The 19,907-nt window shown below is 65.1% G+C and carries 25 protein-coding genes and 1 tRNA gene; 10 read left to right on the top strand and 16 right to left on the bottom strand.

Translation table 11 applies throughout. The features are described from left to right. Positions 1-40 precede the first annotated feature (40 nt). Positions 41-208 (bottom strand): hypothetical protein, encoded by a 168-nt coding sequence (locus P1L41_RS09080; RefSeq protein ID WP_276295411.1) that lies wholly within the window; start codon positions 206-208, stop codon positions 41-43. A 145-nt stretch (positions 209-353) separates the two neighbouring features. On the opposite strand from P1L41_RS09080, the gene P1L41_RS09075 reads away from it, so the two are divergent. Both P1L41_RS09075 and P1L41_RS09070 read left to right on the top strand, forming a co-directional pair. Continuing rightward, on the top strand, positions 354-1,034 hold the full coding sequence (locus tag P1L41_RS09075) for a metallophosphoesterase (protein ID WP_276295410.1): 681 nt from the start codon (positions 354-356) through the stop codon (positions 1,032-1,034). Positions 1,035-1,071: 37 nt separating this feature from the next. Then, positions 1,072-1,230, top strand: a complete 159-nt coding sequence (locus tag P1L41_RS09070) for a hypothetical protein (RefSeq protein WP_276295409.1) — start codon at positions 1,072-1,074, stop codon at positions 1,228-1,230. A gap of 17 nt (positions 1,231-1,247) precedes the next feature. Here the strand turns inward: P1L41_RS09070 and P1L41_RS09065 are convergent, their stop codons facing one another. After that, a complete protein-coding gene (locus tag P1L41_RS09065; protein ID WP_276295408.1) occupies positions 1,248-2,516 on the bottom strand; it encodes an NAD(P)/FAD-dependent oxidoreductase in 1,269 nt (422 codons plus the stop codon). An 82-nt stretch (positions 2,517-2,598) separates the two neighbouring features. Between P1L41_RS09065 and P1L41_RS09060 the strand changes: the two genes are divergently transcribed. The 3 genes from P1L41_RS09060 (at position 2,599) to P1L41_RS09050 (ending at position 5,157) form a co-directional block, all read left to right on the top strand. Next, on the top strand, positions 2,599-3,759 hold the full coding sequence (locus P1L41_RS09060; protein ID WP_276295407.1) for a threonine synthase: 1,161 nt from the start codon (positions 2,599-2,601) through the stop codon (positions 3,757-3,759). Positions 3,760-3,801: 42 nt separating this feature from the next. Continuing rightward, positions 3,802-4,248, top strand: coding sequence for a DUF6653 family protein (locus tag P1L41_RS09055; RefSeq protein WP_276295406.1), 447 nt, complete (start codon positions 3,802-3,804; stop codon positions 4,246-4,248). Positions 4,249-4,323: 75 nt separating this feature from the next. Further along, positions 4,324-5,157 carry a hypothetical protein gene (locus P1L41_RS09050; protein ID WP_276295405.1) on the top strand — a complete coding sequence of 278 codons (834 nt, stop codon included), beginning with the start codon at positions 4,324-4,326 and terminating at the stop codon, positions 5,155-5,157. Here P1L41_RS09050 and P1L41_RS09045 read toward each other — a convergent pair whose 3' ends face one another. From P1L41_RS09045 to P1L41_RS09015, 7 genes are all read right to left on the bottom strand, one after another. Beyond that, positions 5,158-5,757: a J domain-containing protein gene (locus tag P1L41_RS09045; RefSeq protein ID WP_276295404.1), complete on the bottom strand. Its 600-nt coding sequence runs from the start codon at positions 5,755-5,757 to the stop codon at positions 5,158-5,160. A 124-nt stretch (positions 5,758-5,881) separates the two neighbouring features. Then, positions 5,882-6,640 (bottom strand): proteasome assembly chaperone family protein, encoded by a 759-nt coding sequence (locus tag P1L41_RS09040; protein ID WP_276295403.1) that lies wholly within the window; start codon positions 6,638-6,640, stop codon positions 5,882-5,884. A gap of 5 nt (positions 6,641-6,645) precedes the next feature. After that, on the bottom strand, positions 6,646-6,828 hold the full coding sequence (locus tag P1L41_RS09035; RefSeq protein ID WP_276295402.1) for an RNA-protein complex protein Nop10: 183 nt from the start codon (positions 6,826-6,828) through the stop codon (positions 6,646-6,648). A 4-nt stretch (positions 6,829-6,832) separates the two neighbouring features. Beyond that, the gene (locus tag P1L41_RS09030) at positions 6,833-7,633 is read right to left on the bottom strand and encodes a translation initiation factor IF-2 subunit alpha (RefSeq protein ID WP_276295401.1); all 801 of its coding nucleotides are present in this window, start codon (positions 7,631-7,633) and stop codon (positions 6,833-6,835) included. 1 nt (position 7,634) lies between these two features. Beyond that, positions 7,635-7,808 carry a 30S ribosomal protein S27e gene (locus P1L41_RS09025; protein WP_276276876.1) on the bottom strand — a complete coding sequence of 58 codons (174 nt, stop codon included), beginning with the start codon at positions 7,806-7,808 and terminating at the stop codon, positions 7,635-7,637. Positions 7,809-7,810: 2 nt separating this feature from the next. Further along, a complete protein-coding gene (locus tag P1L41_RS09020; RefSeq protein ID WP_276295400.1) occupies positions 7,811-8,089 on the bottom strand; it encodes a 50S ribosomal protein L44e in 279 nt (92 codons plus the stop codon). Positions 8,090-8,239: 150 nt separating this feature from the next. Then, entirely contained in the window at positions 8,240-9,220 is a 981-nt protein-coding gene (locus tag P1L41_RS09015; protein WP_276295399.1) for an orotate phosphoribosyltransferase, read from the bottom strand. A gap of 144 nt (positions 9,221-9,364) precedes the next feature. On the opposite strand from P1L41_RS09015, the gene P1L41_RS09010 reads away from it, so the two are divergent. After that, entirely contained in the window at positions 9,365-9,637 is a 273-nt protein-coding gene (locus tag P1L41_RS09010; protein ID WP_276295398.1) for an HAH_0734 family protein, read from the top strand. A gap of 25 nt (positions 9,638-9,662) precedes the next feature. On the opposite strand, the gene P1L41_RS09005 is transcribed toward P1L41_RS09010, so the two are convergent. Beyond that, entirely contained in the window at positions 9,663-11,978 is a 2,316-nt protein-coding gene (locus P1L41_RS09005) for a DUF2298 domain-containing protein (RefSeq protein ID WP_276295397.1), read from the bottom strand. Positions 11,979-12,076: 98 nt separating this feature from the next. Here P1L41_RS09005 and P1L41_RS09000 point away from each other — a divergent pair, with 98 nt between their 5' ends. From P1L41_RS09000 to P1L41_RS08985, 4 genes are all read left to right on the top strand, one after another. Further along, positions 12,077-12,844 (top strand): glycosyltransferase, encoded by a 768-nt coding sequence (locus P1L41_RS09000; RefSeq protein ID WP_276295396.1) that lies wholly within the window; start codon positions 12,077-12,079, stop codon positions 12,842-12,844. Beyond that, positions 12,841-13,320, top strand: coding sequence for a GtrA family protein (locus P1L41_RS08995; RefSeq protein WP_276295395.1), 480 nt, complete (start codon positions 12,841-12,843; stop codon positions 13,318-13,320). The genes P1L41_RS09000 and P1L41_RS08995 overlap by 4 nt, the downstream gene beginning before the upstream one ends. A 74-nt stretch (positions 13,321-13,394) precedes the next feature. After that, a tRNA-Met gene (locus P1L41_RS08990) sits at positions 13,395-13,469 on the top strand. 238 nt (positions 13,470-13,707) lie between these two features. Continuing rightward, positions 13,708-14,451: a CPBP family intramembrane glutamic endopeptidase gene (locus P1L41_RS08985; RefSeq protein ID WP_276295394.1), complete on the top strand. Its 744-nt coding sequence runs from the start codon at positions 13,708-13,710 to the stop codon at positions 14,449-14,451. 144 nt (positions 14,452-14,595) lie between these two features. On the opposite strand, the gene hpt is transcribed toward P1L41_RS08985, so the two are convergent. The 6 genes from hpt to P1L41_RS08955 form a co-directional block, all read right to left on the bottom strand. Further along, positions 14,596-15,165, bottom strand: coding sequence for a hypoxanthine/guanine phosphoribosyltransferase (gene hpt / locus P1L41_RS08980; protein WP_276295393.1), 570 nt, complete (start codon positions 15,163-15,165; stop codon positions 14,596-14,598). Between the two features lie 44 nt (positions 15,166-15,209). Next, the gene (locus P1L41_RS08975) at positions 15,210-17,141 is read right to left on the bottom strand and encodes a hypothetical protein (RefSeq protein WP_276295392.1); all 1,932 of its coding nucleotides are present in this window, start codon (positions 17,139-17,141) and stop codon (positions 15,210-15,212) included. Beyond that, positions 17,138-17,458, bottom strand: a complete 321-nt coding sequence (locus tag P1L41_RS08970; protein ID WP_276295391.1) for a hypothetical protein — start codon at positions 17,456-17,458, stop codon at positions 17,138-17,140. Before P1L41_RS08970 ends, P1L41_RS08975 begins: the two co-directional genes overlap by 4 nt. 255 nt (positions 17,459-17,713) lie before the next feature. Beyond that, a complete protein-coding gene (locus P1L41_RS08965) occupies positions 17,714-18,211 on the bottom strand; it encodes a type IV pilin N-terminal domain-containing protein (protein ID WP_276295390.1) in 498 nt (165 codons plus the stop codon). A 261-nt stretch (positions 18,212-18,472) separates the two neighbouring features. Further along, complete coding sequence (locus P1L41_RS08960) at positions 18,473-19,051, bottom strand: DUF7344 domain-containing protein (protein ID WP_276295389.1); 579 nt, start codon at positions 19,049-19,051, stop codon at positions 18,473-18,475. A gap of 134 nt (positions 19,052-19,185) precedes the next feature. Beyond that, entirely contained in the window at positions 19,186-19,623 is a 438-nt protein-coding gene (locus P1L41_RS08955) for a type IV pilin N-terminal domain-containing protein (RefSeq protein WP_276295388.1), read from the bottom strand. Positions 19,624-19,907 lie beyond the last annotated feature (284 nt).

The following is a 19,907-nucleotide window of genomic DNA, read 5'->3' as shown; positions in this document are numbered from 1 at the left end:
TAACGTGACGCCGAGACTACAATACTGTTCGCCCGGGCGCTCACTCCGACTCGGTCGCCGAGCGCAGCTCCGCAATCGCGCTCTCCAGGCGGCGCAGGGTCGCGTCGGCGTCCGTGTAACCGTGCTCGTACTCGTCGTAGGCGTCGTCGGCCGCACGGAGGAACGCCGCGACGGCCTCGTCGGTCGACTCGTTCTCGGTATCGCTCATACTCGAACCGACGGGGTTCGGCCCCGAAAAGGTTGCTCACTGGGGGGCCTCGTCGTCGTGGCCGGTATCGCTGAGCGCGTCGGTAGAAGTATCACCGATGACGAGGGCGTCACCGCTATGTGTGGGCGGGCCCGACCCGGAGGCGATGACGCCCACGTACGACGACCGGGCGCTGCTACTGGACGGGACCCTCGTGCTCGCTGACCTCCACCTGGGCCGGGGCACCGGCGGGAACCTCGAACTCCCGATCGGGTCGGGCGCCGACGTCGCCCGTCGGTTCGAAACCCTCGTCGACCGCCATCGCCCGAGCGAGGTCGTCGTGGCCGGCGACCTGCTGCACTCCTTCCAGACGGTCCCCCGGACCGTCGAGAGCGTGGTCGAGAGCCTCCGGGCGACCTGTGTGGACCGGGATGCCGACCTTATCGTCACGCCGGGCAACCACGATACGATGCTGGAATCGGTCTGGGATGGCCCGAGTCCGGCGTCACACCGCATCGGCGACACCGTGGTCTGTCACGGCCACGAGGTACCCGAGGCGGAGGCCGACCGCTACGTCGTCGGCCACGACCACCCGACCATCGCCATCGAGGGCCAGCGCCGACCCTGCTACCTCGTGGGTCCCGAGCAGTTCCGCGGCGCGACGGTGGTGATGCTCCCGTCGTTCAACACGCTCAACGCGGGCGTCGAGGTCAACCGGATGCAGGCCGCTGACTTCCAGTCGCCGCTCGTCACGGACGCCGACAGACTCGAACCAGTGGTCTGGGACGAGAGCGGGCGGGAGGCCGTCACGTTCCCCGCCCTCGGGGAGTTCCGCCGGATGTTATAACGGTAGGTATTTGAGCCATCGCGGTGGACGCTGGAACATGGTTCAGACTGGCGCTGCACTCGCGCTCATCGCGGTTACGCTCCTCGCGCTCCTGGCGCTGTACTACGCGACCATCAAGTACGTCTCGGCGGTCCTCGTCGGGGACGAGGACGAGGACCCCGAGGGAAACCCGAATAGCGGCGGTCGCCCCGCATAGGCCGCCGCGCGAGTCTTCTACCGGTTGGCTCCCACCAGCTCCGCAGCGACGCGACCGCTCTCAAGGGCGCCCTGTATCGACGACCAGCGCGTGTAGTCGCCGGCCAACGCGACGTTTCCGTCGGGGGCATCCGGGTCGGGAAGGCCGGCACGGAACCCCGGCGGCTGGGCGAACTGGGCGAACGGGACGCGGTCGGTCCGGCGCAGTTCGAGGCCGTCGAACCCGGCGGCCGGATACCACGACTGGAGGGCCTGGCGCACCTCGCTGGCGAGTTCCGCGTCGCTCTCCTCGGGGACGCCGAGGAACGTCGCGCTGTACAGTTCCATCCCCTCGGGCGCGTACTCGGGTGCGACGGCCGACATCGGCGCGACGGTGTTGGGCCGGTCGTCGGCGGCGTTGAGGATGATGCGCTTGCCGGTGTTCGGCGCCCGGTTCGTCGGGAGCGAGAAGTACTGGGTGACACAGCCCAGTGCCTCGGTCGGGATTGCGTCGACGCCGGTGAGGTCCGTCGCCGTCCGAGGGTCGGTCGCGACGACGGCGCCGTCGACCGAGAGCGTCTCCGCGCCGACCTCGACGGTCGTCGCACCGGAGGCGTCGGCCCCGTCGACGCCCGTCACCGCCCGTCCCGTCTCGATGGTCGCACCGGCAGTCCGGGCCCGCTGGGCCAGTTGCTCCGGCATCGCCTGCATCCCCCCGGCCGGCACGAATATCTCGCCCTCACTGAGCATCTTGTAGGTGTACTCGAAGACGGCGCTGTCGGTACCCAGCGAGCGGTCCAGCGTGATACCGCCGTAGAAGGGCGCGGCGAAGCGCTCGACGAACCACTTCGAGAACCCCTGGTCGGCGAGGTAGTCCCGAATCGTCGACCCACCGCGGTCGAGCAGTGTCTCGGGGTCCTCGCCAGCGAGTTCGCGCTGGAGGCGGAAGAGCCGCAGTTTGTCGGCGGTGCTGACCTCGCGGTTGAACAGCGTCTCGACCGCGGCCGACGGCACCCGAAGCGGGTCCGACAGCACCGAGCGGTGGTTCGGGCGAGCGATGGTCGCGCCGGGCGAGAACCGCCGCGGCGCGAGCGCGTTCACGTCCAGCTCTCGCTTGACTGCCGGATACGCCGAGAACAGGACCTGGAACCCGCGGTCGTAGGTGTAGCCGTCCTCGTGGACCGACCGGACGCGGCCGCCCACCTCGTCGCGTTCCTCGAACACGGTCACGTCGACTCCGGCCTCGGCCAGGTGGCGGGCGGCGACCAGGCCGGCGAGTCCGCCCCCGGCGACGGCGACTTCGGTCATACGCGGGGCTTCGGCCGCACCCGTCAAGAGGATGCTGAAGTAGACCGGACGACACTTGGTTCTCCCGGCCCGAGCAGCGACTATGGAGACGACGGCGGCCTTCCGCGGCCTGCGATGCACCGAGTGCGGCGAGCGAACCGAGCCGGAGACCGACCGCTGTCCTGCGTGCAACGGACTGCTGGTCGCCGATTACGACGTCCCGGCGCTGGAACCGGCGGATTTGCCCCACGTCCGTGGCCCCGGCCGGTACGAACCGCTGCGGCCCTTCTCCGAAGCGGTAACGGTGGGCCTCGACGAGGGTGCGACGCCGCTGGTCTCGGTCCCGGAACTCGCGGCGGAGCTGGACGTCGCCGCGGTGTACGTCAAAGACGAGGGCCGCAATCCCACGGGGTCGCTGGCCGACCGGAAGCTCTCGCTCGCGGTGACGGCGGCCACCCAGCGAGGCGCAGAGCGCGTCGCGACGCCGTCGACGGGCAACGGCGCACAGGCCAACGCGGCCTACGCCGCCCGTGCCGGCGTCGATTCGACGGGCTTCGTCCCCTCGCGCTGTCCGTTCCTCAACAAGGCGATGGTGAACGTCCACGGCGGCGACATGCGCGTCGTCGAGGGCCGCTACCAGGACGCCGCCGACGCCTTCCAGGAGGCCGACGACGACTGGACGCCGGTCGCCCCGGGCGACCCCTTCCGCATCGAGGGGGCGGCGTCGGTCGCATTCGAAGTTCTCGAAGACCTGGCGTGGACCGCTCCGGACGCCGTCGTCCAGCCGACCGGCCACGGCGAGACGCTCGTCGGCCTCCAGCAGGGGTTCGACGCGGCGACCGAGAGCGGCCTCGCCGAGGACGCACCACGACTCTACGCCGCCCAGCCGGCGACCGCCGACGCCGTCGCCGAGGCGTGGGCGCAAGGCCAATCCGAGCCCGCTCGCATCGAGCACCCGGACACCATCGTCGGCCCGCTGGAGGTCCCGAACCCGGCGGCCGGCGAAGCCGCGCTCGGGGCCATCGGCGCGAGCGACGGCGGGGCCGTCAGCGTCGAGGACGAGGAGACGCTGCGTGGCGCTGTGGACTGCTGTGAACTGGGCCCGGAGGTCGGGGCGACCGGTGGCACGGCCGTCGGCGCCGCTCGCACGCTCTCGGCGCGTGGGGCGTTCGACGCCGACGACGTCGTGGTGCTGGTCAACCCCGTCGCCGGGAGCAAGGAAGCAGACCTGCTGCGGTCGCACCTGATGAGCCGCGGGCTCTAAGCGCACCCGAACAGATTTACCGGTCTCGCGAGTCGTCCCGGCATGGACTCGCCCCTCCCCGATTCCGACGCATCCACCCTCGACCGCTACTTCTGGGCCCGCCACGCGAACCCCAGGAGCGGCTGGTCCCGCGTCGCCTCGCTCCCGCTCGTCATGACCTGTCTCTACTACCGACACTGGCGCGGACTCGCTGCGACCCTGGCGTTCGTCGTCCTCAACCCGTTCCTGTTTGCCCCGCCGGACGACGACAGCGCTTGGATGACGAAGGTGGTCTACGGCGAGCGCATCTGGACCAGGATGGACCACGACCGCTTTGGCTACCCGACGATACTCAACTACGCCAACGGCGCGGCGGCGTTCTACGCGGTGTACGCCGCACTTCGCCGCCGCCCCGCTGAGATGGCGCTCGCGACTGCGCTGTCGATGGCGTTCAAGCTCTGGTTCGTCGCCGAGATGGTCCACATCTACGAGGCCGAGCGGTCGAACTGACCGGACACGACGCCCGGAACCGAACACCTATGTAGACTGGCTGTCAATTCACGCCACCGAACCGAACGTGTCGCCATGCCCGCAAAAGCACCACTCACCCTCCTGCTCGTCGCCTGCCTCGCCGTGACCGCCGGCTGTTCGTTCTTCGCGACGAACCCGGACAGTCTCTCGAGCTCCTACGAGTACAGCGTGGGTATCGACGCCAACGAGACGCTGGAGAACGTGACGGTTCGCGTCCCCCTGCCGATGCAGGACGGCAGTTCCGCGGTCGATGCCGACGAAATCGCGCCGAACGGAACCCTCGAGACACAGTTCGACTCGAGCAGGATGGGGACGAACCGGACGGCAACCGGGGCGTTCAGCGCGTCGGTGGTCGACACCGAGTACGGCCCTATGCTCGAACTCACGGCCGAGCAGTTCACCGTCGAGACGCGCTACTTCCGCTACGTCGAGGAAGACGGCCTCGGTCGTCAGGAGGAGATATCCGAATCCGAGTACGACCCGGACGACCCGGACCACGCGAAGCGCGACCGACGGACGGTGTCCACGACGGTGGTCCTCGACGCGACGTACCCCATCGAGACGCGTGACCCGGTCGGTACCTCCCCGACGCTCTACGGTGAAGGCGTGACCCGCGAATTGACCGAGTGTACCGTGCCGTATCGGGACGAGGCAGCCTGCTTTGGGTACGACGCGCCGGCGTACCTGTCCTACGAGACAAGCGACGACGCGCAGGTCGACGCCACCATATCGGCCTACGGGACTAACGAGTGGTTCACCGGCGGCTGGACGGGCAACAGCTACCAGGACCGGGTCCGCGTCTCGGCCACGGGACCACAGGACGGCTGGGTCACGGCGACGGGACACACCGAGACTGGCATCGGGAACTACCCCTCGCCCGAGCCCTGACTACGAGGCGTGCTGTTTGGCCGTCGTGTACGCCTCACGGACGCGCTTGAAGTCGGCCTCGTCGCCGCCGTGGTCCGGGTGGACCTCCTTGACGCGACTCCGGTAGGCCGACTTCACCTCGTCGATGGTCGCGGTCTGCTGGAGCCCGAGCTCGGCGAAGGCCTGGACCGTCGGGTGGACCTGTTCTACCGGGTCCGGTCCGAGGTTGACCTCCGGCACGTCGAACGGGAGGCGGGCGCCCAGCTGTACGCCGGGCATCTCGTGTTCGACGAGCACCGGAATCGTCGGCGAGCGCTCGATGCGGTAGTACGCCCGGGCGTCGAAGGTGATGGCGACGTCCCGTTTGGGCAGGTAGAAGGCGACGTGTTGCCCCTCGACGAAGTGGTTCTCGGCGAACTGCTCGTCGATGGCCCGCAGGTACTCGCGGAGCTCGGTCCGGCGCTTGGTCTCGCCGCTGTCGTGCATCCGGCGGGCCGGTTGCTCGGTCGGGAACAGGCGGTCGGCGGCCACGAAGACGACGGCGGCGGCCAGGCTACACCCGCCGCCGAGCAGGAGTCCCGTGACGAGCCAATGTGGTAACGTCCCCAATGCGCTCTGCACGAACGCCTGTTGGACGTGAGTGGTAAAGAAATTCTCGCTCGCACCATACTCCCGGCAGTCCGTTCGTGACAGATTGGGTATCAGGGGAGACTGAATACTCTCAAATTGGGACTGCCGTGAAGCATCACCCGATGTAGCGGAGGTCCTCGTCGGACGGGGCGGGCGCGTTCTGCTGTTCCATCTCCTGGATCTTGCGGACGACCTCTTCCATCTCGTCGGCTCGTTCCTCCAGCGACGCATAGTCGACGTCGAAGCCGATGATCTCCTGGAGGACCTCGAGGACGGCCTGTGCGCTCTTGGGGTCGACGAGGTAGCCGGAGGTCTCGCCCATGAGACAGGTCGCGGGGATGTCACGGCGCTCGGACAGGCCGAGCAGGAGGCCCGACACGCCGACGATGCCGCCCGCGGGTTCGTCCTCGCGGAACTCGACGCCGGCGTCCTCGAGCTCGTCGGCGAACGCGTCCGTCGTCGACGCGCCCAGCACGTCGTACTCCTCGATGAGCTCGCCCGTCGGCACGCCCCCGAGCGCGAACACCCGGCCGACACCGAACGCCTCGGCGATGTCGAGGAACGTGTCGGTCAGGCCGTAGTGGCCCTGGTTGTCCTGTGCCTGGTGGTCACCGGTGAGGACGAGCAGGTCCTGGCCCTCCTCGGGGGTGACCGCGTGGAACTCGGCAGCGGCCAGTCGGGCTCGGCCCTCGTCGATGGTGACCTGCGGCGGGAAGTGCGTCGAGTAGACCCGCCGAACGAGTTCGCTCTCCAGTTCCTCGAGCAAGTGCTCGGCGGCGAGTTTGCCGACGTGGCCCACGCCGGGCAGCCCCTCGACCAGTACCGGGTCCTCGAGCGCCGGGTCGGCCAGCGCCTCGATGTCGAATTCGTCCATACCCTCTATTCCCGGCGGCGGCGCTTAAGAGAACGTCGATACTCGCCGTATCGGTCGGTGGCGTCGAACGGCGCCGGGGCGCTGTTTACCGCCTCGGCACCGCAGTCGGGGCACGTCTCGGCGAGCGTGTACACTGGGCGGTCGTGTGCCGTCTCCCAGTCCGAACACGTCCGGATGTCGGACTTCATCGCCCTACTCGTCGTCTTCGTGGCGCTCGCGGTGGAACTCGGCGGAACCGCCCTGTTCCTCGACGACGACTCGAGCCCGGTCCGCACTCTCCTCGAGTTCGCCCTCGGCGGTCTTGTAGTCGGGCGCTCGCACCTGGATGCGGTACTCGGGGGACCCGACGTAGGTCACTTCGAGTTCGATCTCCTCGGGCACCTCGCCGTTGCCCTCGGCGGCCTTCAGCGCATCCTTGATGACGTCGACGCCGTCGCTGGTCGGACAGCGGAGGTCGACGTAGCCGGTGACGTTGACGTAGGGCACCGAGACGTTGTTGCGCGCCGTCTCGACGATGGCCTCGACGTCGTCGTCGTCGAGGTCGGTCTCCTCGAGGGCGCTCTCGCCGTGGATGGCCGCCGCCTCGAAGCCGTCGTACAGCGACCCGAACTCGGCGAGCAGGGCGTTCGCGATGGCCCCGTACGTCTCGTCGTCCAGGTTCTCGCCGAAGGCCAGTTCCATCCAGTTGTCGGCCTTCTGCTCGTTTTTCCACTCCTGGATCTTCTCCTTTCGCTGGTGGTCGTTGACGTCCTTTATCGAGAGGTCGATCTGCTGGGCGCTCTCGTCGACGTCTAGGACTTTGGCGACGACCGTTTGGCCCTCGTTGACGTGGTCGCGGACGTTCTTGATCCACCCGCTCGCGACCTCGGAGACGTGACAGAGCCCGCGCTTGCCCTCGTACTCCTCTAAGTCGACGAACACGCCGAAGTCCTCTATCTCGTCTATCTTCCCGACGACGAGTTCGCTGGGCTCTGGCCAGCCGCTGTATTTCATCCTATCGTGCCTCGACGACGGCGGTCACTTCGCCTTCGATGTCGGCTTTCCCGCCGGTCGGGCGGGCGAGGGTGTGGCCACAGACGGCACACGAGACCTCGCTGGCGGCCTTCTCGAAGATGGTCTGTTCGTTCTCGCAGTCCGGACAGGCGACGGTGATGAAGCTTCCTGCCATGCTTACTCCTGGAAGGTGAGTCGGCCGGCGCGCCATCCCTCGCGGAGGTGGGCCTTCCCACACTCCGAGCAGCGGTACTTCAGGTCCGTCTTCTTGGTGGGCTTGTCGCCACCGGGGACCTTCGAGAACTTGCCGTCGTTCCCGATACCGGAGTTGCGCTTGCGCTGGCGGTCGATCCACTTCATCCCGGTCTCGCGGCCGGTGCGGACCTTCTCGACCTCGTGTTCGTTGTGCTCGTTACAGTGCGGACAGTACGTGTTAAAGCGTCTCGGCATCTCCATAGATATCGACCTTACGGAGCGATTTGGCGTGACTGCTTAAAACCCGTTTGGTTCGGAGTCGGGCCGCCGTGCGTGGTTTGGTGTCCGTTCACGCACGCATCGGTACGCTCTGGAACGGCTGCCGTGTCGCTTTTTCCTCCCAGTGACACGTTACTGGGTCCTGGCGGAAACGTAGTTGTGGCCGACGTAGTACAGGTGTTTCACGGCCTTCAGGGAGAACGACGTGGGGTTCTCTCTGAACCGCGATGCGTACTGCTGGGCCTTCAAGTGCGTTCGTTTCGCTCGGTTGGGTCGGATCATCTCCCTGGTCTCGTAACAGAACACCGGCCTACCCGTCCGCCGGGCGATTCCCCTGGCTTGCCGCTGACTGCTTTCGATGAAGAGCGACGCGTCCGTCGTGTTGTACACCGCCGCCTTGTGCTGTACGTGGTCCCCCTGTTCCTGCCTCGCCTCCTTGGTCGGAAGGTCCATCATCACGAGCGTGTCGTACTGGACCCCGTGCTCGTCCAACCACCGCTCAGTCTCCGGCCGGTACTTCTCCAGTCTGCTCGTGACGAGGTGTCCGATCTGCTGGTTCGGAATGATGTTCGGCTCGACGTCTGCGAGAAACTCGAGATATCGCTCTCCGTCGTCGTTCTCCTCCGGTGTCGGATCTCGACAGAGGACGCCGTCGATGTCCACACACGAGTGCTCCAATATCGGATGATGCGTGATGTTCCACTCGAAGACGCGCGGTTTGGGGACCATCTCACCCCAGTAATCGACGTACTTGTGCCCCTCCCGAGAGACGTATATCGCACCGTACGAGATATCGAACGGGAGGTCCAGTTCGTCGAGTCGACTCCGCGTTTCCGTCATCTGACGGCCCGTCCTCACGGAGTCATCCATGACGAGCACGGAGGTGAGGTCACGGAGCGACTCATCGTCCTTGTACCGATTACCGGTCCCGATCAGCCGCCCCTCACAGAGCCCCTCGACGTCCGTCATCGGGACATCGAGGTAGAGACAGAGCAAGTTCGCGGCCAGGAGACCGCTCCGCGGAATACCGACTACGAGGTCAACGTCAATCGGGTGGTCGCGAGCAAACCGGTGAGTGTCTTCGCTAAGGTCAGCGATACTCTTGTAATTCACAACGTTCTCCTCCCACCGATACCGTCATAGTTATGCTACTTATACCGGCCGCGCGGGTGTCTCGCTATCTGTCCGCTATGGAAACCGAATCGTGATAAACTCGCCTTCGACATTTCTAAGTACGCCGTTTCCGAAGCCGTCCCCATGAAGAAACTCATCATCCACGGGGACCCCGGCCTCCGGAAGGGTGGCCGCATCGAGTACGACGGCGAGGAGTACGAGGTGTTCGCCGTCGCCCGGCAGGGTGACTGGCACGGCCCCGACCGCCCGCAACTCTGGTGTACCATCGGGAGCGAGGACGAGGAAGAGACCTTCGAGAAGCAGGACTACATCCCGATGCACCTCGACACCGAGGACATCGAAGCCGAGGGCGTCACCGTGCTCCGAGAGCGCGGCGCACAGCCAGGCGAAACCTGACACCGAAGCCGCCCAGTTCTTTCCGTTACAGTTGCTCCGGGTGGACGCGATAGATAACCACGTCACCGGCGCGCTTCGCCACCGTCACGCCCGAGAGGTGGTCGACCGTCACGTCCCCGTAGCGGTTGCGCTCGGCCGGCCCGACGTAGACGTAGCGGACGTCGTAGGCCCTGAGCAGCCGAATCTGCTCGTCTGCGCTGCCGGTGTAGATGGTCCGAACGGCCGCGACGCGCGTGTCGTACGCCGACTGGGAGCGGTACTGTGCCTCGTGGTTCCACCCGGCGACGGTGGGGATACCGGTCAGACTCGCCGGGGCGCTCGCCCCCTCACCGTTCCCCGGGTCCCACCCGTAGCTGGCGGGCGCAGCCGTGACTATCGTCGGCCGGCCGTCGAGGCTGGCGAGCCACCGGATGGCGGGCGCTTCTCCGGGGTGGGTCCGCTCTAAGTGGTCGAGGCCGTCGAGCGTCGCGTCGCCCGCCCGCTCGGCGTGGTTCGCGAGGGCGAACGCGCCGTACAGCGACGTCGAGAGGACTAGCAACGTGACGAACACTGTCGTCGCCGGCCGGACCCAGTGCTGGGCGTCGGAACTGCCGGGTCGCCAGCGAGTCAGCAGCCAGGCGAGCACCGGCCCCACGGCGACTCCCCAGAGAATCCACACCTGCATGTACGTCTTGAACACGGTGTTCATCCGGCCGATGTTCTCCCGGACGAAGACGAACTCGACGAGCAGGACGAGGCCGGCCCCGGCGAGAACCAGCACCGCCTCGAACCCGAGCGGCCGGTCTCCGCCGTCGGCCAGCGCGGGCACGGCAGCGACGGTTCGTTCGAGCACCGGCGAGCGCGAGAGGAGCCACGTGCCGACGAGAATCGGGACGAGGACGCCCACTGCAGCGGCGTCCAGCAGGGCCGCGACGGCGACGAGTCCGAGCGTGGCCGCGCCGACGACTCGCTCGCGGGCGGTCCCGATGCCACGGCCGAGTCGTGCGTAGAGGTACAGCGCGAACGGGACCACGAACAGGCCGTGGACCGAGAGCAGTTCCACGAGGGAGATACGGTCCGGGAGGACGGCTATCTCCCGGCCGCTGGCTGGCCCCAACCAGAACGGGAGCGACCAGAGCAGGCCGACGAGCAGGACGCCGCCGGCGATGGCGAGCGCGAGCGCGATTCTGACCGCTTCCCGCGTGAGCCCCCTCGTTTGAGCGCGGTCCCGAACACCGGCCGGGAGCAGCGAGGCGGGGTCGGCCGGCGCCACGGCGACGGTCAGGAAGACGAGGCCGCCGACCGACGGGAACGACCACGTGCTGGTCACGGCGACGATGCCACCGACCGCCGGAACCGCGCCGAACAGGAGCGCGAGTCGCCGCCGGCGTTCGGAGTCGGGCGTCTGAAAGTAACTGAAACAGAGGGCAGCGACGAGCAACAGGAACCCCGTACTCATCATGTGCGCGTGGAGGTCGCCGTTGAGCCAGGCGAACAGCGGGAACTCGTCGATGACGAAGGCCGCCGACGGCTCGTAGGTGGCGAAGTCGCTCGCCTCGTCGGTGATGACACGGCTCGCGTCCCAGTAACTGAACTCGTCGGGGCCGTTCGCGAGTCCCTGGGGATCGTAGTTCGCGGCATCGATGACCGACTGGCGGAGCCCACCGGGCAACAGCCAGACGACGAACTGCGCCGGCGTCGAGAGGTTGCTCGCGAACCCCACGAAGAACGCGCCCAGTCCCGCAGCGAGGCGGCGCGGGATACCACGGTCGGCGGCGATTGCCCCCGCGAGTCCGTACGCCGCGGTGACGAGCGTCGCGTAGAATCCCGCGAGCGCGAGGTTGTACGCGAACTGGCCGGGCGTGCCGGTGAGCCGGGCCAGTATCGACGCGGCGAGGTGACCGCCGTAGTAGTACGCGACGGGTTCGCCGGCGAACCACATGTCCTCCAGCGGGAGGCTGTCGGCCCGCAACAGCGACTGCAACAGGCCGAAGTCGAGGAACTTCTCACCGCCCAGCGAGATGATGGCGGGGTCCAGGGCGCGAATCCAGACGACCAACAGGAACCCGACCGTGAACACGACGGCCGCCTCGGCGTACTGGCGGCCGTCGACCGAGACACCTCGGTAGGTCAGGCCGATAGCGGTCGCGACCAGCGCGACGAGGCCGGCCCAGACGCCCAGAGTGAGCGAGAGGCGACCGAAGAAGTACGTCGCCAGCCACAGGATAGCGACGGCCACCGGAACGCCGAAGGTCACGCCGCGGTCGGCGAATCGTGGAAAGAGGGTCGCTGCAATCGTCCCGCCGGTGTAGAGCAACAACAGGTAGAGGACCAGCCAGAGCGCAACGAGCCCGTACTCCATCGGTAGAAAGAGCGCAATCCTGTCGTATACGTCTTTTGCACCGCGGTGACGGTGGCATATTCGAACTGTTTTTACTCGCCGGGGCTGGAACCTACCCTATGTCGCGTTCCGTCGGCGTCGTCGTTCCGGCCTTCCATCCCGACGTCGAGCAGTTGCGGGCGTACGTCGAAGCCATCGACGACAACCTCTCACCGGCGACCATCGTCGTCGAACTCGACGCGCCCCGGGACGGCGTCCCTGCCGTACTGGCCGACCTGCCCGCCGACATCGAGACTGTCCCGTACCGCCGGGGGAAGGGGGCGGCGATAACGGCCGGGTTCGAACGCCTCGACACCGACGTGTACGTCTTTGCCGACGCCGACGCCTCGACGCCAGTCGACTCACTCGACCGAATCCTCGACCGCGTGCGTCGCGGCGAGGGCGACCTGGCCGTCGGGTCGCGGCGCCACCCCGACTCAGTTGTCACCAGCCACCAGACGTTCGCTCGCCGCTTCCTCGGTGACGGCTTCGCCTGGCTCGCCGGCCGCCTCCTCGCGGTCGACCTCTACGATTACCAGTGTGGCGCGAAGGCCATCACCGCCGACGCCTGGGACCAGGTCCGTCGGCACATCTACGAGCCTGGGTTCGCCTGGGACGTCGAACTGGTGGCAATGGCGGGCGCGCTGGACCAGCGAGTGGTCGAGGTCCCCATCGAATGGGAGGACAAGCCCGGGTCGACCGTCTCGCCGGTCCGGACCTCGGTGGCGTTGCTGCGCGCCCTCCTCGCGGCCCGGCATCGGGCGAAACAACTCAGCGACAGTCGGTTCCACACCGCCATCGCCGCCCGGCGCGAGGACCCGACGGCTCTCGTCGAGCAGGAGCGATGAGCGACCCGCTGGCCCGACTCCGTGAAGCGGTCCCCAGTCGCTTCGAAGCACTCGTCTCGGGCGTCCGCTTCGGCCAGTTCGTCTCGGTCGGCGTTATCGGTGCGCTCTGTGATACGACTGTACTCGTGGTGCTGACCGAAGTGTTCGGCGTCCTCCCGGAGATCGCCACCATCGTCGGCATCGAGACGGCGATCCTGGTGATGTTCGCTGTCAACGACAACTGGACGTTCGACGCCGACGGCGAACACCGGTCGCTCGGCCGCCGGCTCCTCCGGTCACACGCGGTCCGAGCCGGCGGCAGCACCACCCAGTTCGTCGTCTTCGTCGTCGTCTATCGCCTGCTGTTCGCCCCGCTCTCGTTCGCGGGCGTCGACCTCTGGCTCCTGGTGGCCAAAGCCGGCGGCATCGGTGTCGGGATGATGGTCAACTACGTCTTCGAGAGTCTCTTCACCTGGCAGGTCCATCAGGGCGACTGACCGTGGCGCGTCACTAATTCACGGACGGCGCCTGAATCACAACCCTTAATGAGCGGCCGGGGTTAGCGAGAGGTAGCGGGATGGGATAGCCAGGAGATTCCGGCGGGCTCATAACCCGCAGATCGGTAGTTCAAATCTACCTCCCGCTACTTTCTACCGACGCAACGACAAGGAGCGAAGCGACGAGTCCAGCGTCGGTTGAAATCTACCGTCCGTTCCTTTCGGCCGACGGAGCCGCTATACAGACCTCAATCGCGTAGCGAGAGCACCGAGTGAGTATCGGTTACTAATACATCAATAATCCTATAAGTAGTCCGGCGTCGTTGATACTGCATGAACGCGATTCTCGAACGTCGGCCGATTGTATTCACCCTCGGAGTTACCATCGTGATTATCGGATTCGCCGTCGGAGGTCGGCTCCTCCTTGCGCCGCTCCTTCCACAACTCACACTCGACGGTGTCGGACTCCTGTTGAACTGGCTGTTCGTCGGCCTCACTCTCGCACTGGTCGCGTGGCTTGGATGGTGGGACAAAATACGGCTCCTCGCTCCGGTCAACCGTCGGGCGCTGGTGTACCTCCTCCCGTTCGCCGTAGCGGTGGCGATACCTGTCGTGTTCGGACTCGCGATTCCCGACGTGTCCCTCGTCCGGGGTGAGATACTCCCCGACTGGGCGACCCTCCTCGTCTTGATTGTTGGCGTTGCGCTCGGTGCGGCGCTCTTCGAGGAAATCCTCTACCGGGGCGTCTTGCTCCGAGCGCTCGAGTCACGGGGCCACCTCGTTGCTGGCGTCGTCACTGCAACCGCGTTCGGTCTCACGCACGTCTCGAAGATTATCCTCGGGGGCTCCGTCGCCGAGTGGCTGCCGTCGATGATTCTCATCATCCCGCTGGGTATCGGGCTCGCGGCAGTCGCCTTCCGTCTCGAGAGCATCTGGCCACTGATCGTCTGGCACTTCGCTGTCGACGTGACGGGACTTCTCAGCGCCGGCCAATCACAGGCGTACACACTCACGACACTCGGCTTCATCTTCTTCGTCGGCGTGATGGGCGTCTGGCTCCTCTGGCAAGACGACCGAACCGCGGAGGCCGAGCTCTCCCGCGACGGGTCCGCTATCCACACCGAGAGCTGAGAACGCAAGCCATACTCGCGAACGGACAAGGGATACCTGCCCTCGGTACTGGGAGGGATTCGCGTCGTTCACGCGTGTCTCCCATAGGGGTCTATACGAGCCACGAATTCCCGGCAAAATCCCAGTCGAAGGCTGCTCCGAGCCTCAGCCGTCGCCGTGCTCGTCGGTGATGACGACCTCGCCGTCGACGACTTTGACGTTGATGAGCGTCTTCGCGTCGTAACCGGCCTCGTCGAGCTCGTTCGTCCCGTTGTCCTTCTTGATGACGCTGACGACGTCACAGATGTCGGCGCCGATGTCCTCGAGCGCACCGGTGAGCGCGGCAAGGGTGCCACCAGTCGAGAGGACGTCGTCGAGGACCAGCACCCGGTCGCCCTCGTAGACGTCGTTGACGTACATCTCGTTCTCGGAGTAGCCGGTGACCTGCGAGAGCGACACCTCGCCGTCGAGGCCGTACTTGCGCTTGCGGACGACGACCAGCGGGATGTCCGTCATTAGCGACACCGCCGTCGAGATGTGGATGCCCATCGCGGCGGGCGTGACGATCTTGTCGATGTCGTCGAGCTCGGCCTTCCGGATGATCTTGATGACGATCTCGCGGAGGAGTTCCGGCCGGAGCATCGGCACGCCGTCGCTGATGGGGTGGACGAAGTAGTGATACCCGTCTTTCTCGATGATTGGAGCCTCGAGCAGCGAGTTCTTGAGCTGGTCCATGTCGTCGGTACTGCAAGGCCCTACAAAAGTTCTCCGTCAGCGACTCACAGCAGCGTCAGTAACTCGGCGAGGGCCCGCACCATCGGCAGCGCGTGGGTATTCCCGAGCGGGTAGTACTCGACGGCGGTCAACACGACGAACAGCGTCGGGACGGCCGTGGCGACACCCAGCAGCACGGCACCGACACGACCGCCCCACCCGTCGGACCGACCCGAGAGCGCCCACAGTCCGAGCGGGACGCCGGCCGCGAGCGCGAGCAGCGCGTGGAACTGGAACGCCTCGCCGAGTCCGTTCGCGGTGAGATAGACGACTACGACCACGAGTTGCCCGCCGACCAGCGTCGTCCCGGCGAGTGTCCAGATGAACGTTCGCCAGTGGTCTGTCAGCGTCGCGCGAACGACGGGGAGGCGAACGACCAGGTAGACGCCCAGCGGGAAGAGCGGAAAGAGGTAGCGGACCGTAATCTGAGCGTGGATCGGGAGTCGGCTGGCGTACTGCAGCGTGAGGCCGACGACGGTGATGAAGGCAAACAGGTCGACGACACGCCTTGCTGGAAGGACTCGAGACGGCAGTTCGAACGCAGCAGCGCGGGCCTGCACGGTCCGAAGCGCGCCGACGAACACCAGAAGCACCGGGGCCGATTCGAGGAGCGAGAGGTTGACGGCCTCCTCGTTGTCGAGATTGAGCGTGCCTGAAGTATGGCCTGACCGAATCGTCGCATGGTAGATCTCCGACGGTTGGGTGAGGATAGACTGGAATCCGACCACGAGTTCGTCGGAGAGTATCACGAGCGGCCGAGCGACTCTGGAGACGAGAGACAGAAGCGGTGAGACAGCGACGAGGACGGCATGGACCAAATCACCGACTCCCGAACCTGAACTCGAACCCGAACTCGCACCCAGACCTGAACTCGAACCCGAACTCGCCGCGTCCACCCCACCGCCACCACCCGAGACAGCGAACAGCCGTGGTGGCCGCAACGGCGACCCGACGACCAGCGTGTTCGTCACGAAGAACGGAATCAGCGAGAGGACGAAGACCACGGCGATGAGAGCAAGGGTCCGCGCGCTGTTGTCCGGTGCCGTCGGTACGTCGACGACAGCCAGGGCGACGAGAACCAGGAGCGCCTCGGGCGCGTGGACCCAGGCGTACAGGCCGACTGTAGCGTACGCGAGCGCGCGGAACGTCGCCGGATTTGTGACGAGCACACCGTCGGCCTCCACACGACTCCGATAGAGGAGGTACGCGACCGCGACGACGACCGTCGCCGTGAGCGCGTGTCGTTTGGGAACGCTGGCCCAGAGCACGAGTGGCGTGCCGAAGACAAGCAACAGGGCGCCGGTGATGCCGACACGACTGGTGTGGATTCGTCCCAGCAGCCGGTAGAGAGCGACGGGTGCGAACGCGGCGACTGTGAGGTGGAACAACTGGAGCGCGTACAAGTGGGTCGAATCGCCTGCGAGCGGTCGAGCGAGAGCCACGTTAAGCGCGAATAGGGCGAGCACGCCGACACTCCCCCCGATGGTGATTCGCTCGTCGTCGAGTTGCCGGCCGAGAACGACGACGAGGGCGAGCAAGGCGAGCGACCAGAGCGCGACGAGCGCGATTCGGAGGTCGACGACGCGTTCGAGCCCCTCGAGCGCCAGCCAGAAGGGAAGCGAGAGGACGATGGCGCCGTAGTTCCGTGCGATGAGGGCACCGCCGACGCGCTCTGCCCCGGGCGTGTCCAGCCGGGGCCCGTACGCGACGTCGGTGAGGACGAGCTGTCCGTTCGAGAGGCTGTACAGACCGTTCGCGAGCGTGTAGGAGTCAGTGATGAGAAAGTCGGTCCGCCAGACGAGGCCAAAGAGGCAGAGACAGCCGAGGAAGACCACGAGGCCGAGACGGTCGCCGAACAGGACAGCAGTGAGAGTCCGTCGGACCGAGTAGGCGTCGGCTCGGGTCCGAACGCGCTTCGCGAGCCCGGTGACGCTCATCCGGACACCTCGATAGTGACGTTCCGCGCCGCAGCGACAGATTCGCCCGCAGAGTCGCGTTTGACGACCGAGAGTTGGCCGTCGTACGAGGACTGGTTGATAGCCTCCAGCGAGAACGTGTCCGACCGCATCGTCAGCCGGTAGCGCTCGCCGGTCGACGGGCCGAGAAAGTGGGTCGTCGTCCGGGTGTAGTCGAGGGCTTCGATGGTAAGGCGATACGACAGCGTCGGACGACCGTCAAGTCGTGTGAGCCGGAGCGTCGTCGGAGGGACCGTGAGATGATAGTTCTCGGCACCGAACGAAGCGCGTTCGAACACCGCTGATTCGGGGAGTGGTATGTTTTCGATAGTGGCGTTGCCCTGACCGTACGCACTCCTGCTGGGTTCAGCCGTGAGAGAAACTCCCGGTATCAGTGGTCCGGAGACGAGCGTCGTCACCAGGATAAGGCCGACCACTCCGAAAATGGCACCACGCCCGTAATCCATCGTTAGCATCGACTGGATAGGTGAAAATAAATGCATCGTCCAGAGCCGTTGCTAGTTCGTTATAAAAACGTAGAAAGTCGAAGGGAATTATGCGTCGGGGCCTTCGTCCTGAGCGAGGGTCGCTGAGCTGTCACCCTCCTGGGATTCGAAGACGACCCGGAAGTCGTAATCGCTGTTTGAAGCAACGTTAATGCTGTTACCAGCGGAAATTTCACTGTCTGACGTATGACCCTCCCAGGACTGAGTGCTATTTTCAGAGACAATGTTGACTCCACCAGTAGTGTTCCAGTCATCAGAACCCTCACCACTGGCGAATCCTGAGCCACGAATGAATATGCTGTTGCCCTGGATTGTGTCACCACCGTCGTGCGTTATCGATAGAACCCCTTGGTCTGCTGGGCCGGTGCTCTCATCGTAGTCGAACGAAAAACTCGCCTGCGGAGTCGTTTGCTGTGCCTGGTCGCCTAGTCCGAGGACGAACGACGCGATGACCGCGGCCAGGATGACCGTGATCGCGACCATCAGGATGACCCCGATGACCGGCGAGACAGCGTCGTCGTCGTGGATGAGTTGTTTGATATCCATTGTGTTCTCCACACACCGGTTGTGCTACGAGCGGTAATCCGAACTTATCTCCGGTAAGGGGATTATTCCCGCTCGTGGAGGTGTGCTTAGTCGATACATTAACTCGTCAAGACTTATACCCAGAACACGTTTCAGCCTTTCAATCCCGGCTTGAAACGGGTCAATAGGGGTCTGAAGGCAAATCTCGGTCTGCTTCAGAAGCGCCAAGACCAGCTGTTCGAGAGGATACCGATTTGTCATTCAGACCGGTAGTGGTGGTTCCTACTCGCTTTCTTCCCGTGAAGCCGCGTACTCAGTGAGCGTGACCTCTCTCGCGACGAAGGTGTGGTACACGGCCGAGATAGTGAGCACGACGGCCATCACCGTGGCCCAGACCAGCGGGGGGACGAGCGTGAATGGGTAGATGCCGACCCAGAGAATCGCGACGACAGCGAGGCTGATGGCCCCCAGCGAGAGGTAGTACTCCCGCCAGGGGAACTCGCTCCCGGGGACGATCTCGAGGTATACCGTCAATTCGGTCGTATGGGACGTTGTATCGATGACGCCGTTCTCAGAGTCGTATTCCACGATACCAGCCTCGTCCATCCGCGGGAGGTGCGTCTGCTGGAGGGTGGTGTAGACCCGCTTTCGCTGCGCACTCGAGACTTCGTCCGGTGTGCAGTCGTACTCTTTCGCGGCCACGTCCGACGCCAGCTCTCCCAGTTTGACCGGACCGCCGTTCGTTCGGAGATACTGGAGGACGTAGCGACGGCGTTCGTTCTGGAGGACGTCGAAAATCTCGCCTTTGGACAGTTTGTCGTTCGGTGATCGAGCCTTAGACACCTTCGTCTCCTGGCTCATTGCTGGATAGGACTCCGCCGTCCCTGTCGTGCGGCTACCATCCGATATCGGAGGTGCGCAATGCTGGGTAATAACTCCAGCGGTGAGTGTGGTTTCTTAGAAAAATCGACGACTGAAACGGAGAGTTAGACTATTTACGCCTGTGGGCCTTCCCACTCGCCGAGGGTTGCAGAGTTTCCACCCTCAGCGGCCTCATAGACGACACGGACCTTGCTTGAAGCATCGAGACTTTCATCAGCATTAGTAACAGTTACTGAATTTCCTGCAGATACCTCAGAGCCACCACCCAAGGCACCGCTGTCCCAGCCGTATCGACTACCGTCAACGACGACGTAGAGCTCAGAGCCCTGAATCGTGTCCCCGCCGTCGTGAGTTATATCCAGCGTAGGCCCAGAGCTGCTGTAGTCAAATGAGAAACTGGCTTGCGGCGCGGTATTACTGACCTGGTCACCGAGACCGAGGACGAACGTTGCGATGACGGCGGCGAGGATAACTGTAATCGCGACCATCAGGATGACACCGATGACCGGCGAGACAGCGTCGTCGTCGTGGATGAGTTGTTTCGGGTTCATGCTTTGTGTGCACGCACACCGGTTGGTGCGTATCGCACGGCGGTAACAAGACCTTAACAGAGCCTTGCTCGCGGAGGTGTGCTATCTCTCCGTTTGGGCCGGGTGCATATATATCCTGTTCACCATTCAGCGCTTCAATAGCGTCTTGAAATGGTCTTTTAGCGCCCCTAAGTCCCGAATTACCTCTGGTAATAAATCATAAATATAAAGTTATAATATTCGTCATTTCTCCGGTTAGGTAGCACGTACTCCAAGTCAAGCCGGGCCAGGATAGAATATTACGG

The organism is Haloarcula ordinaria (assembly GCF_029338275.1).
Taxonomy (GTDB): domain Archaea; phylum Halobacteriota; class Halobacteria; order Halobacteriales; family Haloarculaceae; genus Haloarcula; species Haloarcula ordinaria.
The sequence above is the reverse complement of the archived record's forward strand: the minus strand, read 5'-3'. Positions and strand labels throughout refer to the sequence as shown.

Coding starts and splice junctions, on each gene's coding strand:
- P1L41_RS09080 (WP_276295411.1), bottom strand. CDS start 208: ATGAGCGATACCGAGAACGAGTCGACCGACGAGGCCGTCGCGGCGTTC.
- hpt (WP_276295393.1), bottom strand. CDS start 15,165: ATGGACCAGCTCAAGAACTCGCTGCTCGAGGCTCCAATCATCGAGAAA.
- P1L41_RS09065 (WP_276295408.1), bottom strand. CDS start 2,516: ATGACCGAAGTCGCCGTCGCCGGGGGCGGACTCGCCGGCCTGGTCGCC.
- P1L41_RS08995 (WP_276295395.1), top strand. CDS start 12,841: ATGAGCGACCCGCTGGCCCGACTCCGTGAAGCGGTCCCCAGTCGCTTC.
- P1L41_RS09035 (WP_276295402.1), bottom strand. CDS start 6,828: ATGAAGTCCGACATCCGGACGTGTTCGGACTGGGAGACGGCACACGAC.
- P1L41_RS09005 (WP_276295397.1), bottom strand. CDS start 11,978: ATGGAGTACGGGCTCGTTGCGCTCTGGCTGGTCCTCTACCTGTTGTTG.
- P1L41_RS09025 (WP_276276876.1), bottom strand. CDS start 7,808: ATGGCAGGAAGCTTCATCACCGTCGCCTGTCCGGACTGCGAGAACGAA.
- P1L41_RS09050 (WP_276295405.1), top strand. CDS start 4,324: ATGCCCGCAAAAGCACCACTCACCCTCCTGCTCGTCGCCTGCCTCGCC.
- P1L41_RS09000 (WP_276295396.1), top strand. CDS start 12,077: ATGTCGCGTTCCGTCGGCGTCGTCGTTCCGGCCTTCCATCCCGACGTC.
- P1L41_RS09075 (WP_276295410.1), top strand. CDS start 354: ATGACGCCCACGTACGACGACCGGGCGCTGCTACTGGACGGGACCCTC.
- P1L41_RS08965 (WP_276295390.1), bottom strand. CDS start 18,211: ATGGATATCAAACAACTCATCCACGACGACGACGCTGTCTCGCCGGTC.
- P1L41_RS09055 (WP_276295406.1), top strand. CDS start 3,802: ATGGACTCGCCCCTCCCCGATTCCGACGCATCCACCCTCGACCGCTAC.
- P1L41_RS09040 (WP_276295403.1), bottom strand. CDS start 6,640: ATGGACGAATTCGACATCGAGGCGCTGGCCGACCCGGCGCTCGAGGAC.
- P1L41_RS09060 (WP_276295407.1), top strand. CDS start 2,599: ATGGAGACGACGGCGGCCTTCCGCGGCCTGCGATGCACCGAGTGCGGC.
- P1L41_RS09010 (WP_276295398.1), top strand. CDS start 9,365: ATGAAGAAACTCATCATCCACGGGGACCCCGGCCTCCGGAAGGGTGGC.
- P1L41_RS09020 (WP_276295400.1), bottom strand. CDS start 8,089: ATGGAGATGCCGAGACGCTTTAACACGTACTGTCCGCACTGTAACGAG.
- P1L41_RS08975 (WP_276295392.1), bottom strand. CDS start 17,141: ATGAGCGTCACCGGGCTCGCGAAGCGCGTTCGGACCCGAGCCGACGCC.
- P1L41_RS09030 (WP_276295401.1), bottom strand. CDS start 7,633: ATGAAATACAGCGGCTGGCCAGAGCCCAGCGAACTCGTCGTCGGGAAG.
- P1L41_RS09070 (WP_276295409.1), top strand. CDS start 1,072: ATGGTTCAGACTGGCGCTGCACTCGCGCTCATCGCGGTTACGCTCCTC.
- P1L41_RS08955 (WP_276295388.1), bottom strand. CDS start 19,623: ATGAACCCGAAACAACTCATCCACGACGACGACGCTGTCTCGCCGGTC.
- P1L41_RS08960 (WP_276295389.1), bottom strand. CDS start 19,051: ATGAGCCAGGAGACGAAGGTGTCTAAGGCTCGATCACCGAACGACAAA.